Genomic DNA, 14,582 nt, shown 5'->3' on the forward strand with positions numbered 1-14,582 from the left:
CTGCAAGAGGAAGGCTTCCTCCCGCGGGGGAGGAAGCTTTTCGTGATTAGTCGTGTGCGCCAATTTCGCGCAGTTTACGACCTTTCATCAGGTTACGTTCAATGTGTTCCAGAGAGACATTTTTAGTTTCAGGTATCAGCCACAGGGTCAGGAAGATGAACAGGACGTTCAGACCACCGTAGACCCAGAAAGTATTGGCGCTTCCCAGCGAGTTCAGCATCGTCAGGAAGGTTGCACCGACGATCATATTGGCAATCCAGTTGGTTGCGGTAGAGCAGGTGATACCGAAATCGCGGCCTTTCAGCGGTTGGATTTCAGAGCACAGAACCCAAATCAGCGGACCGGCGCTCATGGCAAAGCCAACGATAAACATCAGCAGCATCAGTACAGCGAAGTATTGCGCGGCCGCCGAGTGAATACCCACGTGCATCATCGTACCCAGCACGCCCATACCGACGGCCATGACGATAAAGCCGAGGATCAGCGTAGGCTTGCGGCCCCAACGGTCAACCAGGCCAATGGCGATAAAGGTTGCCAGCACGTTGGTCAGACCGACGATAACAGTCCCCCACATCTGCTCGGTGGTGTTGGTGTAGCCCGCCAGCTCAAAGATTTTCGGTGCGTAATACATAATGACGTTCATCCCGGTGAACTGCTGCATCACCTGTAACAGGACGCCAAGGAATACCGCGCGGCGGAAGTTGCTGTTTTCTTTAAACAGCGCCCAGCCGCTCTGCTTCACCTGCAGACTTTCACGAATTTCATCCAGCTCGCGTTTGGCTTCTGCGCTGGTATCACGCAAACGCAACAGAACACGTTCAGCATCGACAAAACGACGTTTAGCAGCAAACCAGCGTGGGCTGTCCGGCAGGAAGATAACGCCAACCAGTAGCAGTATGGCAGGGATGATGATCACGCCCAGCATCCAGCGCCATGCGCCGCTGTAGCTAAACGCCGTATCGGAAAGATACGCACCCAAAATACCGATAGTGATCATCAACTGATACATAGAGATCATGCTGCCACGAATTTTTTCCGGGGCAATTTCAGACAGGTAAAGCGGCGCGGTATAAGACGCAACGCCTACCGCAAGGCCGAGCAGCACGCGGGAAACCAACAGCACTTCAACGTTTGGTGCCGCGGCGGAGAACAGTGAACCGGCAACAAACAGGATTGCGCCGATCATCAAACTCTTTTTACGCCCCAGTTTGAAGGAGAGCCAACCGCTGCCGACGGCACCCACGGCAGCACCAAACATCATCGAACTCACCACCCATTCCTGAGTGTGGGGGGTAATTTGGAACTCGTCGGTGATGAACGGTAAAGCTCCGGCAATAACACCGATATCCAGGCCAAAAAGTAATCCAGCCAGGGCTGCAAGAAAGCAGACAAAAAATGTCATAGCTTTGTTGGAACGCCCCGTTTTTTTATTGTCAGGCATGATGCCCTCCGGTTGGGTAGCTAGTTTTGTTGATGTTAAGGGTAGGTGAGTACGGGGTAAAAAAATGCGAATCACATCACATTAGTGTAATCGGTTACACTAGCATTCATGTAAGTTATTGGTTATTTGATTGAAAAATAACGTTATTTATTTCACATGAATAACATTGATTGTCTGAGTTTAAGATAATGCTGAAATATAATGTAACAGTGATGCAATCACAGTAACGAAGAGATGTTGATTCATGTTGGATCGAAATTCTACGATATGTAATCGCTTTCATTTGCTGTTTGCAACAAGGGAGATTAGCGTAGCTTTGGCTATGGGGTATGGAAGAGAAAAGGACATAAAAAAGACCAGCGCGAGGCTGGTCTTCATAAGCGTTGAGCCGTGAGGGAATTACTTCAGACCGGCAGCTTCACGCAGCAGAGCGGCTTTGTCGGTTTTTTCCCATGGGAAATGTTCGCGACCAAAGTGACCGTAAGCAGCGGTTTCTTTGTAAATCGGGTGCAGCAGATCCAGCATCTGAATCAGACCATACGGGCGCAGGTCGAAGAACTCGCGCACCAGCAGGGTCAGTTGCTCAGAAGGCACTTTTTCAGTACCAAACGTTTCCACCATGATAGAGGTCGGTTCAGCCACGCCGATTGCGTAGGAAACCTGAATCTCACAGCGATCAGCCAGACCAGCGGCAACAATGTTTTTCGCGACGTAACGAGCTGCATAGGCTGCGGAACGGTCAACTTTAGACGGATCCTTACCAGAGAATGCACCGCCGCCGTGACGCGCCATGCCGCCGTAGGTATCAACGATGATTTTACGACCTGTCAGTCCACAGTCGCCCATTGGACCGCCGATTACGAAACGACCGGTTGGGTTGATGAAGAACTTGGTCGAAGCAGTCAGCCATTCAGTAGGCAGTACCGGCTTGATGATCTCTTCCATAACTGCTTCTTGCAGCGATTTCTGATCGATGTCTTCAGAGTGCTGAGTCGACAGAACAACCGCATCAATACCGACGATTTTGCCGTCGTCATACTGGAAGGTAACCTGGCTTTTTGCATCCGGACGCAGCCAGGATAAGGTGCCGTTTTTACGCACTTCAGCCTGACGCTGCACCAGACGGTGAGCATAGGTGATCGGGGCTGGCATCAGCACATCGGTTTCGTTGGTTGCATAACCAAACATCAGACCCTGGTCGCCTGCGCCCTGTTCCAGCGGATCGGCGCGGTCAACACCCTGGTTGATGTCCGGAGACTGTTTACCAATCGCGCTCAGTACCGCACAAGAGTTGGCGTCAAAGCCCATGTCGGAATGCACATAGCCAATTTCGCGAACCGTATTACGGGTGATCTCTTCGATATCAACCCATGCGCTGGTGGTGATCTCACCGCCAACTAAAACCATACCGGTTTTGACGTAGGTTTCGCAGGCAACGCGTGCTTTCGGATCCTGCTCGAGGATTGCGTCCAGTACGGCGTCAGAGATTTGGTCAGCGATTTTGTCAGGATGCCCTTCTGATACGGACTCGGACGTAAAAAGGTGTTTTGCCATATTTAATTTCACCTAAGGAGAATTTGGTTAGCTCAAACTGTCGAGTGGAATAGCCATGTGTAGAAGATTCTACCATGAGTCTGCAGATGACGGACACTGGCAGTCTGAGTGTTAATCGGTATAGATGGATTAACATCTGGACGGCTATTTTAGGACAGTTCTTCGCCTGATTTCCAGCTTTTTTTGATTGAGGTCGCATTGTACTGAAAATGTAACTGGAAATTTTTCCTGACGGTGCTGGCAATGCACGCATTTATCTTTTGCTTTTTGACTTCCTTATGGGTATAAAACGCGGCGCGCGGCTCATACAAAAGCACACGACGTTTTCATCGTGTTGCCACTTCCAGCCGGGTTAAGACTTTAGCTTTGGCTTGTGGGTTCGTTCCGTCAGGAGCAACCGTGGAGGTGATACGAGATAATGAACCGTTGTATTCTGCTGAATCTGTCGCACCGTTCTGGTGTACATATGTTCCCCGCAATCTGCATCTTGCATACCTGCCGATGTTATACCCATCTCGGCGCTTCTCAGGACTCCAGGGCCGGTAACGGTCACTAAGAACTGAACAAGGGCGCTCTTGGTAAACAAGAGTTTTCTCGTGGTTTCGCCGAACCGTCAGCATTAAGTTCGGTTACGTGTTTACATTGATATGAAAAAGAAACCGGTCGCACAGTCGGAGCGTCAGCACTATCTGCTGCAAATTCTGCCTGTATTTGGGTTGTTATCGCGTCTTCGGATTGCGATAGTAGTCAACTGTTTTACACTTGTTAATAAAATTTGAGGTTCGCTATGTCTGACGACATTTCTTTGGGTTCGCCTTCGTCAGCAGGCGAACACGGTGTACTACGCTCCATGCAGGAGGTTGCAATGAGTTCCCAGGAAGCCAGCAAGATGCTGCGTACTTACAATATTGCCTGGTGGGGTAATAACTACTACGACGTCAATGAACTGGGCCACATCAGCGTGTGCCCGGATCCGGACGTACCCGAAGCGCGCGTTGACCTTGCTGAGTTGGTGAAAGCCCGTGAAGCGCAGGGCCAGCGTCTGCCTGCATTGTTCTGCTTCCCGCAGATCCTGCAACATCGTTTGCGTTCGATTAACGCCGCGTTTAAACGAGCCCGTGAATCTTACGGTTACAACGGTGACTATTTCCTCGTTTACCCGATCAAGGTCAACCAGCATCGTCGCGTGATTGAATCGCTGATCCACTCCGGCGAACCGCTGGGGCTGGAAGCTGGTTCCAAAGCTGAATTGATGGCCGTTCTGGCCCATGCCGGAATGACCCGTAGCGTGATCGTGTGTAACGGTTATAAAGACCGCGAATATATCCGTCTGGCACTGATTGGCGAGAAGATGGGCCATAAGGTCTATCTGGTCATCGAGAAGATGTCTGAAATCGCTATCGTGCTGGATGAAGCTGAACGCCTGAATGTCGTTCCGCGTCTGGGCGTGCGTGCGCGTCTGGCGTCGCAGGGCTCTGGCAAGTGGCAGTCCTCCGGCGGTGAAAAATCAAAATTCGGCCTGGCGGCAAACCAGGTGCTGCAACTGGTAGAAATTCTGCGCGAGCGTGGTCGTCTGGACAGCATCCAGTTGCTGCACTTCCATCTCGGCTCCCAAATGGCGAACATTCGTGATATCGCCACCGGCGTACGTGAGTCGGCGCGTTTCTACGTTGAGCTGCACAAGCTTGGCGTTAATATCCAGTGCTTCGACGTGGGCGGTGGTCTGGGCGTAGATTACGAAGGTACCCGTTCGCAGTCTGACTGTTCCGTAAACTACGGTTTGAACGAATACGCCAACAACATCATCTGGGCTATTGGCGACGCCTGTGAAGAACACGGTCTGCCGCATCCGACGGTAATCACCGAGTCTGGCCGCGCGGTAACCGCGCACCATACCGTGCTGGTATCTAACATTATCGGCGTTGAGCGTAGTGAACACACCGAAGCCACGCCTCCGGCTGACGATGCGCCACGTGCCCTGCAAAGCATGTGGGAAACCTGGCAAGAGATGCATGAACCGGGAACCCGTCGTTCGCTGCGTGAATGGCTGCACGACAGCCAGATGGATCTGCACGATATTCACGTTGGGTACTCTTCAGGCACCTTTAGCCTGCAGGAGCGTGCGTGGGCAGAGCAGCTGTATCTGAACATGTGCCATGAAGTGCAGAAACAACTCGACCCGAGCAACCGTGCGCACCGTCCGATTATCGACGAGCTGCAGGAGCGTATGGCGGATAAGATTTACGTCAACTTCTCACTGTTCCAGTCGATGCCGGATGCGTGGGGGATCGATCAGCTGTTCCCGGTAATGCCGCTGGAAGGGTTGAATCAGGTGCCTGAACGCCGTGCGGTGCTGTTGGATATCACCTGCGACTCTGATGGTGCTATCGACCACTACGTTGACGGTGATGGCATTGCGACCACCATGCCGATGCCGGAATATGACCCTGAGAACCCGCCGATGCTGGGCTTCTTTATGGTGGGTGCGTACCAGGAGATCCTCGGCAACATGCACAACCTGTTTGGTGATACCGAAGCGGTTGACGTGTTCGTCTTCCCTGACGGCAGCGTAGAAGTTGAGCTGTCCGACGAAGGGGATACCGTGGCGGATATGCTGCAATACGTGCAGCTGGATCCGAACACCCTGCTGACGCAGTTCCGTGACCAGGTGAAAAACACCGATCTGGACGCTGAGCTGCAACAGCAGTTCCTCGAAGAGTTTGAAGCCGGTCTGTACGGTTATACTTATCTGGAAGATGAGTAACGATAAATGCCTGGTGGCGCTGCGCTTACCGTTCCTACGAAAGTAGGCCGGATAAGGCGAAGCCGCCATCCGGCAGTCGGAATCCGCGGGGGCAGCATTTGTGGCACTCACTTGAATCCGTACAAAATAACGGCGATAATTTGCCGTAAATATGCAGTTACCAAATCAATCCCTTCCTCGTCGGGCTTAACGACGCGGAGGGGATTTTTTTTCATCGATTTTTAAAGAGGTCAGTACATGAGCACCTTAGGTCATCAATACGACAACTCCCTGGTTTCTAACGCCTTTGGTTTTTTACGTCTGCCGATGAACTTCATGCCGTACGACAGCGACGCCGACTGGGTGATCACCGGTGTACCGTTTGATATGGCAACGTCTGGTCGTGCGGGCGGGCGTCATGGTCCGGCGGCAATCCGTCAGGTGTCCACCAACCTGGCCTGGGAGCACAACCGATTCCCGTGGAACTTCGATATGCGCGAGCGCCTGAACGTGGTGGACTGCGGCGATCTGGTTTATGCGTTCGGGGATGCGCGTGAAATGAGTGAAAAACTGCAGGCGCATGCTGAGAAGCTGCTGTCTGCTGGTAAGCGCATGCTCTCCTTTGGCGGCGACCACTTCGTCACGCTGCCGCTGCTGCGCGCACACGCTAAACACTTTGGTAAAATGGCGCTGGTGCACTTTGATGCTCATACCGACACCTACGCGAACGGCTGCGAATTCGACCACGGTACCATGTTCTACACTGCGCCGAACGAAGGTCTGATCGATCCGAATCACTCTGTGCAGATCGGTATTCGTACCGAGTTTGACAAAGACAACGGCTTTACCGTACTGGATGCGTGCCAGGTTAACGACCGCAGCGTTGATGACATTATCGCTCAGGTTAAGCAGATTGTCGGTGATATGCCGGTATACCTGACTTTTGATATCGACTGTCTGGATCCGGCGTTTGCACCAGGAACCGGTACGCCAGTGATCGGCGGTCTGACTTCCGATCGTGCTATTAAACTGGTACGTGGTCTGAAAGATCTGAACATCGTCGGGATGGATGTTGTTGAAGTGGCTCCGGCCTACGATCAGTCAGAGATCACCGCACTGGCGGCGGCAACGTTAGCATTAGAAATGCTCTATATCCAGGCGGCGAAAAAAGGCGAGTAACGGTTTCGGGCTATTTTACTCGCCATTTTGAACCCGGGCAGTGCTCGCCATCCTCACGTACTACGTGTACGCTCCGGTGGCTGTGCGCTGTCCGGTCTCAAACTGGCTTCGCCAATAACGCCCGATCGCTGGACTAAATTTGTAATTCTGTAGGCCGGATAAGGCGTTCACGCCGCCATCCGGCACTGTTCGAAGATTATTTGATCCCGTCTGCGCTCATGCGATCGCGAATATGTTGCGCACGTTCTGCGGATGCCGGATGATCGTCAAACATTGAGCTTTGACGTCCTGCTTCCAGTTTTGCCAGTTTCTCAAAACTGGTGGCTAAGCCAGCCGGATTGATCCCACGTTTGCGCAACAGATCATACGAGTAATCATCCGCCTCGGATTCCTGACGCTGGGAGAACTGTGAGTTCACCAGTTTCTCGCCAAGATCGCCCAATTGCGATTGCGACAGGCTGCCGACAATCCCGCCAGCGGAAGCCGCAGCTGCCCGCACGGCGTTCGTACCCAGCGCAACCTGCATCCCTTTTTTCACGTGACCCAGCGCAACGTGACCCATTTCGTGGCCGATCACCGCTTCGACTTCGTTGTCGGTCATCATATCCATCAGGCCGCTGTATACGCGGATACAGCCGTTCGCCATGGCAAAGGCATTTACATCTTTCGCCATATAGACTTTGTAGTTCACCGGCTGGCCGTTAATGTTATCGCCAAGCGCGGCGGCGATTTTGCCAAGACGCGTTGCATACTCGCTGCCAGCCGGGGCGATGGTAGCTTTGCTGTCCATATCCTTACAGGCCTGATCGCTCAGCGCTTTTACCTGCGCATCGCTCAGACTGTAGGCCTGAAAAGCCTCTGCGCCTGAGGAAAGCAGTCCGTTTGAGTCCATGTTCTGGCAGCCGGTCAATGCCGCCGCCATGCTCGTAGCAAGCAGTAAAGCGCGAATTTTCATTTTTTCTCTTCCGCACAAAGTCAGGATTATTCTAAAAAATGCGTCGTTTGCAGGTGAACCGACGCTCGGCATAAGTATAAAGAAAAGAACAATAAGCGGGCGAGAAGATTGCGCAACTTGCGCGCATGATCCAGAGATTTCTGAAGCGGTAAAAGGATGCTCCATGTACATGACACGCGGCTTGGGTTACATTGTTGGCACTTTTTTCCGGCGTAGCCCAAAACGCGCTGTCGTCAAGTCGTTTAGGGCGTGGCCTTCATTATCCGATCTGGAGTCAAAATGTCCTCACGTAAAGAGCTTGCCAATGCTATTCGTGCGCTGAGCATGGACGCAGTACAGAAAGCCAAATCCGGCCACCCGGGTGCCCCGATGGGTATGGCTGACATTGCCGAAGTCCTGTGGCGTGATTTCCTGAACCACAACCCGACTAACCCGTCCTGGGCTGACCGTGACCGTTTCGTGCTGTCTAACGGCCACGGTTCAATGCTGATTTACAGCCTGCTGCACCTCACCGGCTATGATCTGCCGATGTCCGAGCTGCAGAACTTCCGTCAGCTGCACTCCAAAACGCCGGGTCACCCGGAAGTGGGTTACACCGCGGGTGTTGAAACCACGACCGGTCCTTTGGGTCAGGGCATTGCGAATGCAGTGGGTATGGCTATCGCTGAAAAAACGCTGGCGGCGCAGTTTAACCGTCCTGGTCACGACATCGTTGACCACTTCACCTATGCTTTCATGGGCGACGGCTGCATGATGGAAGGTATCTCTCACGAGGTATGTTCCCTGGCTGGTACGCTGAAACTGGGTAAACTGGTTGCGTTCTACGATGACAACGGCATCTCTATCGATGGCCACGTTGAAGGCTGGTTCACCGATGACACCGCGAAGCGTTTCGAAGCTTACGGCTGGCACGTGATTCGTGGTGTAGATGGTCACGATGCTGACGCGATTAAACGCGCTGTTGAAGAAGCACGCGCAGTGACCGACAAACCGTCCCTGCTGATGTGCAAAACCATCATCGGTTTCGGTTCTCCGAACAAAGCCGGTACCCACGACTCTCACGGTGCACCGCTGGGCGATGCAGAAATCGCACTGACCCGCGAACAGCTGGGCTGGAAATACGCGCCGTTCGAAATCCCGTCTGAAATCTACGCGCAGTGGGATGCAAAAGAAGCCGGCCAGGCAAAAGAAGCCGCATGGAACGAGAAGTTCGCTGCTTATGCCAAAGCTTTCCCGCAGGAAGCTGCTGAATTCACCCGTCGTATGAAAGGTGAAATGCCGTCTGACTTCGACGCGAAAGCCAACGAGTTCATTGCTAAGCTGCAGGCTAATCCGGCGAAAATCGCCAGCCGTAAAGCGTCTCAGAACGCGATTGAAGCCTTCGGTCCTCTGCTGCCTGAATTCCTCGGCGGCTCTGCTGACCTGGCACCGTCTAACCTGACTCTGTGGTCTGGTTCTAAGGCCATCAACGAAGATACTGCCGGTAACTACATCCATTACGGTGTACGTGAATTCGGTATGACCGCTATCGCAAACGGTATTTCCCTGCATGGTGGTTTCCTGCCGTACACCTCCACCTTCCTGATGTTCGTGGAATATGCCCGTAACGCGGTGCGTATGGCTGCGCTGATGAAACAGCGTCAGGTGATGGTCTATACTCACGACTCCATCGGTCTGGGTGAAGATGGCCCGACTCACCAGCCGGTAGAGCAGGTTGCTTCTCTGCGTGTGACCCCGAACATGAGCACATGGCGTCCGTGTGACCAGGTTGAATCCGCAGTAGCATGGAAATACGGTGTTGAGCGTCAGGACGGTCCGACCGCGCTGATCCTCTCCCGTCAGAACCTGGCACAGCAGGAACGTACTGCAGAGCAACTGGCGAACATCGCTCGCGGTGGCTACGTGCTGAAAGATTGCGCGGGTCAGCCGGAGTTGATCTTCATCGCCACCGGTTCTGAAGTTGAACTTGCCGTGGCTGCCTGGGACAAACTGACCGCTGAAGGCGTGAAAGCGCGCGTGGTTTCCATGCCGTCTACCGATGCATTCGACAAGCAGGATGCGGCTTACCGTGAATCCGTACTGCCGAAAGCCGTCTCTGCTCGCGTCGCTATCGAAGCTGGCATTGCTGACTACTGGTTCAAATACGTGGGCCTGAACGGCGCTATTGTCGGTATGACTACCTTTGGTGAGTCTGCACCGGCAGAACTGCTGTTTGAAGAATTCGGCTTCACCGTAGACAACGTGGTCGCGAAAGCAAAAGAACTGCTGTAATTTCGATTACAGGTGAAAACGGGTCGCTCAGGCGGCCCGTTTTTAACTTAGCTGAATATAATTCACATTGCGCAATCAGTAAATTTAGATCTGAATCACAAATATGATATTTAGTGTTGTTTGGTATTTGCGATGCACATCACACAATTAGTGTTGCTTTTTATTTTCAATGGCTCAATTCATTGTTTTTAAAGACTTCACAAAAAGACATTCCGCGCCATACGTATTTTCCCCCTCGATTGATTTCATTTTGCCGCACGCGTATTTTATTTTTAACGCTAACTCGTACCCTAAAAATAAAATAAGGAAAATGTATGCGGCTGATTGATTACTTTCCCGAATCATCTATCTCAATAAAAGATTCAGCAAAGAACTGGCAGGAAGCAATTGACTTTTCTATGTCATCCTTACTCGCCAATCATTATGTCAATTCAGATTATATTCAGGCGATCAAAGACTCAACAATTAACAATGGCCCTTATTATATTTTAGCGCCTGGTGTCGCCATGCCACACGCTCGTCCGGAATGTGGCGCGTTAAAAACCGGAATGTCATTAACGCTTCTTAAACAGGAAGTGAAATTTGCCGATGATGATGAAGGTATCAGATTATTAATCGGGTTGTCGGCGGCAAATGCTGACTCTCACATTGGCGCTATTCAGGCTTTAAGCGAATTATTATGTGAAGAGGAAACGCTAAGCGCTTTGTTAGCGGCTAAATCAGAAAAACAGCTGGCGGATATTATCGCCTTTGCATAATTCATCGTTTCCTTTCAGGATAATATTATGGAAAACAAGTCTGCTCGTGCCAAAGTCCAGGCTTTTGGTGGTTTTTTGACTGCAATGGTCATTCCCAATATCGGTGCCTTTATTGCCTGGGGTTTTATAACCGCATTGTTTATTCCTACCGGTTGGATGCCGAATGAGCATTTCGCCAAAATTGTCGGTCCGATGATTACCTATTTACTGCCTGTCATGATTGGCTCCACAGGGGGACATCTGGTTGGCGGGAAACGTGGCGCGGTAATGGGAGGCATTGGTTCTATTGGCGTTATTGTGGGCGCGGATATCCCGATGTTCCTTGGCGCGATGGTGATGGGACCACTTGGCGGCTGGGTGATTAAGCATATCGACCGCCTGCTGGAAAAACGCATCCCCGCTGGTTTCGAGATGGTTATCAATAACTTCTCCCTGGGTATTGCGGGAATGCTCTTATGTTTGCTGGGATTTGAAGTCATTGGCCCGGCGGTTCTCATTGCCAATAACTTTGTGAAAGAGTGTATTGAAGCGTTGGTTCATGCGGGTTATCTGCCGTTGCTATCCGTAATCAATGAACCCGCGAAAATCCTCTTTCTGAATAATGCTATCGATCAGGGCGTCTATTATCCGCTGGGAATGCAACAAGCTTCTGAAACGGGAAAATCGATTTTCTTCATGGTGGCATCTAACCCAGGGCCGGGGTTAGGCCTGTTACTCGGCTTTGCCATTTTCGGTAAAGGGATGAGTAAAAAATCCGCGCCAGGTGCCATGATTATCCACTTCCTCGGTGGTATTCATGAGCTGTATTTCCCGTATGTGCTGATGAAGCCTTTAACCCTGATTGCGATGATTGCCGGGGGAATGACCGGGACGTGGGTATTCCACCTGCTGGACGGTGGGTTGGTTGCAGGACCGAGCCCAGGATCAATATTCGCCTATCTGGCATTAACGCCAAAAGGATCTTTCCTCGCGACCATTGCAGGCGTTACAGCGGGAACAATTGTTACTTTTGTGATTACATCTGTAATCCTGAAAATGGAAAAGAGCGTAGAAACAGAAAGTGAGGATGACTTTGCTGAATCAGCCAGAACCGTCAAAGCGATGAAGCAGGAAGGTAAATTCTCTTATAAAAATATTAAACGCGTCGCTTTTGTCTGTGATGCGGGAATGGGTTCCAGTGCGATGGGGGCAACCACGTTTCGTAAGCGTCTGGAGAAAGCGGGATTAAATATTAACGTCACGCACTATGCTATCGAAAACGTTCCACAAGATGCCGATATTATTGTCACCCATGCCAGTCTTGAAGGTCGTGTTAAACGAGTGAGTGAAAAGCCATTAGTACTTATTAAGAACTATATTGGTGATCCACTGTTGGATGATTTATTTAAACGCATTACTGCGAACTAACCTTCTTCTATTTTGGGAGTAAGTATGAAAACGAAAGTGGCTGCCATATATGGCAAGCAGGATATTCGTATCCGCGAATTTGATCTGCCTGAAATTACAGATAACGAATTGTTAGTAAGCGTAATATCCGATAGCGTTTGTTTGTCCACCTGGAAAGCGGCGGCATTGGGGAGCGATCATAAACGCGTGCCGGACGATTTGGAAAATCATCCGGTCATTACCGGACATGAATGTGCAGGTATAATTGTTGAGGTGGGAAAAAACCTTACGGATAAATATAAGAAAGGTCAGCGTTTTGTGTTGCAACCCGCGATGGGATTGCCAAGTGGATATTCCGCGGGATACAGCTACGAATATTTTGGCGGTAATGCAACATATATGATTATCCCGGAAGTGGCGATTAATCTGGGATGCGTTCTACCTTACCACGGCTCTTATTTTGCCGCCGCCTCATTGGCAGAACCGATGTGCTGCATTATTGGCGCGTATAACGCGAATTTTCACACCACGCCTTACGTCTATGAGCATCGCATGGGGATTAAGCCGGGGGGAAGCATTGCGCTTCTGGCCTGCGCCGGGCCGATGGGTATCGGCGCAATAGATTATGCCATTAACGGCAGTATTCAGCCGTCACGCGTGGTGGTGGTCGACATTGACGAAGCACGACTGACGCAGGCTAAAAAATTGTTGCCGGTTGAGCTCGCGGCAGAAAAAGGGATTGAACTTATCTATGTGAATACCTTCGGTATGGACTCCCCGACCGCGATGCTGCGCGCCCTTACTAATGACGCAGGTTTTGATGATGTCTTTGTGTATGCGGCAGTGCCAGCCGTCATTGAAATGGCTGACGATTTACTCGCGGAAGATGGTTGCCTGAATTTCTTTGCCGGTCCGACGGACAGCAACTTTAAAGTGCCGTTTAATTTTTATAACGTGCACTACAACAGCACTCACGTGGTCGGGACCTCCGGTGGATCAACGGATGATATGAAAGAGGCTATTGCACTCAGTGCAACCGGACAGCTACAGCCGTCGTTTATGGTGACGCACATTGGCGGCCTTGATGCGGTTCCGGAAACCGTATTGAATTTACCGGCAATTCCTGGCGGTAAGAAGCTGATTTATAACGGCGTTACCATGCCGCTAACCGCCATTGCTGATTTTGCCGAGAAAGGGAAAACTGACCCATTATTCAAAGAGTTGGCGCTGCTGGTGGAGGAAACGCACGGCATCTGGAACGAAAAGGCAGAAAAATACCTGCTGGCACACTTCGGCGTTGATATCGGGGAGGCGGCGATATGATGTCGCTGGCATGGCCGCTATTTCGTATCACGGAGCAGGCTGCGCTGGCAGCCTGGCCGCAAACCGGGTGCGGCGATAAAAACAAGATTGATGGTCTGGCCGTGACGGCAATGCGCGAAGCATTGAACAGTATTGCCATCCGCGGACGAATCGTCATTGGCGAAGGGGAGATTGATCAAGCCCCGATGCTGTGGATTGGTGAGGAAGTGGGAACCGGCGCCGGACCAGAGGTCGATATCGCTGTCGATCCTATTGAAGGTACGCGAATGGTGGCGATGGGGCAATGCAATGCGCTGGCCGTCATGGCGTTTGCCCCTCGCGGCAGTTTGTTACACGCCCCTGATATGTACATGAAAAAACTGGTTGTTAATCGGTATGCAAAAGGGGCGATTAATCTGGCGCTGCCGTTGGCAGACAATCTGCGCAATGTGGCTGAGGCACTGGGCAAACCGCTGGAGCGACTGCGGATGGTGACGCTGGATAAACCGCGTCTTCAACCGGCGATTGCCGAAGCGACACGGCTTGGGGTCAAAGTCTTTGCGCTGCCCGATGGTGATGTGGCCGCCAGCGTGCTGGCTTGTATGCAGGAAAATCCCTATGACCTGATGTACACCATTGGCGGGGCACCTGAAGGGGTTATTTCAGCTTGCGCAGTTAAAGCGCTGGGGGGCGACATGCAGGCTGAACTGATTGATTTTTGCGCGGCGAAAGGTGATAGCGCAGATAATCGTCTGATTGCGGCACAGGAACGTCAGCGCTGCAGGGAAATGGGCGTTGAGATCAACCGTATCTATGCGCTCGACGAACTGGTAGGGGGAAATAAGATCCTCTTCAGCGCGACGGGGGTTACGGGCGGCGATCTTGTGAAAGGGATCCAACAGGTTGCGAATGGTGTGCGCACGCAAACTTTACTGATCGGCGGCGCGGATCGAACGTGTAATATAATAGACTCTCTGCATTCATGGTGATTTA

At 51.6% G+C, this 14,582-nt stretch carries 12 protein-coding genes; 9 read left to right on the top strand and 3 right to left on the bottom strand.

Annotation, left to right across the window (positions count from 1 at the left end; all coding sequences use genetic code 11):
• Positions 1-46: 46 nt before the first annotated feature.
• Both galP and metK read right to left on the bottom strand, forming a co-directional pair.
• The gene (galP, locus tag SK33_RS04090) at positions 47-1,441 is read right to left on the bottom strand and encodes a galactose/proton symporter (protein WP_048218567.1); all 1,395 of its coding nucleotides are present in this window, start codon (positions 1,439-1,441) and stop codon (positions 47-49) included.
• Positions 1,442-1,840: 399 nt separating this feature from the next.
• On the bottom strand, positions 1,841-2,995 hold the full coding sequence (metK, locus tag SK33_RS04095; protein ID WP_003027071.1) for a methionine adenosyltransferase: 1,155 nt from the start codon (positions 2,993-2,995) through the stop codon (positions 1,841-1,843).
• A 418-nt stretch (positions 2,996-3,413) separates the two neighbouring features.
• Here metK and SK33_RS26620 point away from each other — a divergent pair, with 418 nt between their 5' ends.
• The 4 genes from SK33_RS26620 to speB all read left to right on the top strand — a co-directional run bounded on the left by SK33_RS26620 (position 3,414) and on the right by speB (position 6,917).
• Positions 3,414-3,551 carry a hypothetical protein gene (locus SK33_RS26620; RefSeq protein WP_269147429.1) on the top strand — a complete coding sequence of 46 codons (138 nt, stop codon included), beginning with the start codon at positions 3,414-3,416 and terminating at the stop codon, positions 3,549-3,551.
• A gap of 91 nt (positions 3,552-3,642) precedes the next feature.
• Complete coding sequence (yqgB, locus tag SK33_RS04105) at positions 3,643-3,774, top strand: acid stress response protein YqgB (RefSeq protein WP_003027062.1); 132 nt, start codon at positions 3,643-3,645, stop codon at positions 3,772-3,774.
• Between the two features lie 8 nt (positions 3,775-3,782).
• On the top strand, positions 3,783-5,759 hold the full coding sequence (gene speA / locus SK33_RS04110; RefSeq protein WP_003027059.1) for a biosynthetic arginine decarboxylase: 1,977 nt from the start codon (positions 3,783-3,785) through the stop codon (positions 5,757-5,759).
• A gap of 237 nt (positions 5,760-5,996) precedes the next feature.
• Complete coding sequence (gene speB, locus SK33_RS04115) at positions 5,997-6,917, top strand: agmatinase (protein ID WP_003027056.1); 921 nt, start codon at positions 5,997-5,999, stop codon at positions 6,915-6,917.
• A gap of 196 nt (positions 6,918-7,113) precedes the next feature.
• On the opposite strand, the gene SK33_RS04120 is transcribed toward speB, so the two are convergent.
• A complete protein-coding gene (locus SK33_RS04120; RefSeq protein WP_003027053.1) occupies positions 7,114-7,872 on the bottom strand; it encodes a M48 family metallopeptidase in 759 nt (252 codons plus the stop codon).
• Positions 7,873-8,151: 279 nt separating this feature from the next.
• Here SK33_RS04120 and tkt point away from each other — a divergent pair, with 279 nt between their 5' ends.
• From tkt to glpX, 5 genes are all read left to right on the top strand, one after another.
• Positions 8,152-10,143, top strand: a complete 1,992-nt coding sequence (gene tkt / locus SK33_RS04125) for a transketolase (protein ID WP_003027049.1) — start codon at positions 8,152-8,154, stop codon at positions 10,141-10,143.
• Positions 10,144-10,457: 314 nt separating this feature from the next.
• Complete coding sequence (gene cmtB / locus SK33_RS04130) at positions 10,458-10,901, top strand: PTS mannitol transporter subunit IIA (protein ID WP_048218566.1); 444 nt, start codon at positions 10,458-10,460, stop codon at positions 10,899-10,901.
• Between the two features lie 27 nt (positions 10,902-10,928).
• A complete protein-coding gene (locus SK33_RS04135; RefSeq protein ID WP_016150965.1) occupies positions 10,929-12,308 on the top strand; it encodes a PTS mannitol transporter subunit IICB in 1,380 nt (459 codons plus the stop codon).
• 24 nt (positions 12,309-12,332) lie between these two features.
• A complete protein-coding gene (locus tag SK33_RS04140) occupies positions 12,333-13,610 on the top strand; it encodes a zinc-binding dehydrogenase (RefSeq protein ID WP_048218565.1) in 1,278 nt (425 codons plus the stop codon).
• Positions 13,607-14,578 (top strand): class II fructose-bisphosphatase, encoded by a 972-nt coding sequence (gene glpX, locus SK33_RS04145; protein ID WP_016150963.1) that lies wholly within the window; start codon positions 13,607-13,609, stop codon positions 14,576-14,578. The genes SK33_RS04140 and glpX overlap by 4 nt, the downstream gene beginning before the upstream one ends.
• Positions 14,579-14,582 lie beyond the last annotated feature (4 nt).

The sequence above is a fragment of the Citrobacter sp. MGH103 genome, assembly GCF_001034475.2.
Taxonomy (GTDB): Bacteria; Pseudomonadota; Gammaproteobacteria; order Enterobacterales; family Enterobacteriaceae; genus Citrobacter; species Citrobacter freundii.

What these genes read in the sequence shown, in the direction of transcription:
- SK33_RS04135 (WP_016150965.1), top strand. Translation starts at nt 10,929, where the DNA reads ATGGAAAACAAGTCTGCTCGTGCCAAAGTCCAGGCTTTTGGTGGTTTT.
- speB (WP_003027056.1), top strand. Translation starts at nt 5,997, where the DNA reads ATGAGCACCTTAGGTCATCAATACGACAACTCCCTGGTTTCTAACGCC.
- tkt (WP_003027049.1), top strand. Translation starts at nt 8,152, where the DNA reads ATGTCCTCACGTAAAGAGCTTGCCAATGCTATTCGTGCGCTGAGCATG.
- glpX (WP_016150963.1), top strand. Translation starts at nt 13,607, where the DNA reads ATGATGTCGCTGGCATGGCCGCTATTTCGTATCACGGAGCAGGCTGCG.
- SK33_RS04140 (WP_048218565.1), top strand. Translation starts at nt 12,333, where the DNA reads ATGAAAACGAAAGTGGCTGCCATATATGGCAAGCAGGATATTCGTATC.
- SK33_RS04120 (WP_003027053.1), bottom strand. Translation starts at nt 7,872, where the DNA reads ATGAAAATTCGCGCTTTACTGCTTGCTACGAGCATGGCGGCGGCATTG.
- metK (WP_003027071.1), bottom strand. Translation starts at nt 2,995, where the DNA reads ATGGCAAAACACCTTTTTACGTCCGAGTCCGTATCAGAAGGGCATCCT.
- cmtB (WP_048218566.1), top strand. Translation starts at nt 10,458, where the DNA reads ATGCGGCTGATTGATTACTTTCCCGAATCATCTATCTCAATAAAAGAT.
- galP (WP_048218567.1), bottom strand. Translation starts at nt 1,441, where the DNA reads ATGCCTGACAATAAAAAAACGGGGCGTTCCAACAAAGCTATGACATTT.
- yqgB (WP_003027062.1), top strand. Translation starts at nt 3,643, where the DNA reads ATGAAAAAGAAACCGGTCGCACAGTCGGAGCGTCAGCACTATCTGCTG.
- speA (WP_003027059.1), top strand. Translation starts at nt 3,783, where the DNA reads ATGTCTGACGACATTTCTTTGGGTTCGCCTTCGTCAGCAGGCGAACAC.
- SK33_RS26620 (WP_269147429.1), top strand. Translation starts at nt 3,414, where the DNA reads ATGAACCGTTGTATTCTGCTGAATCTGTCGCACCGTTCTGGTGTACAT.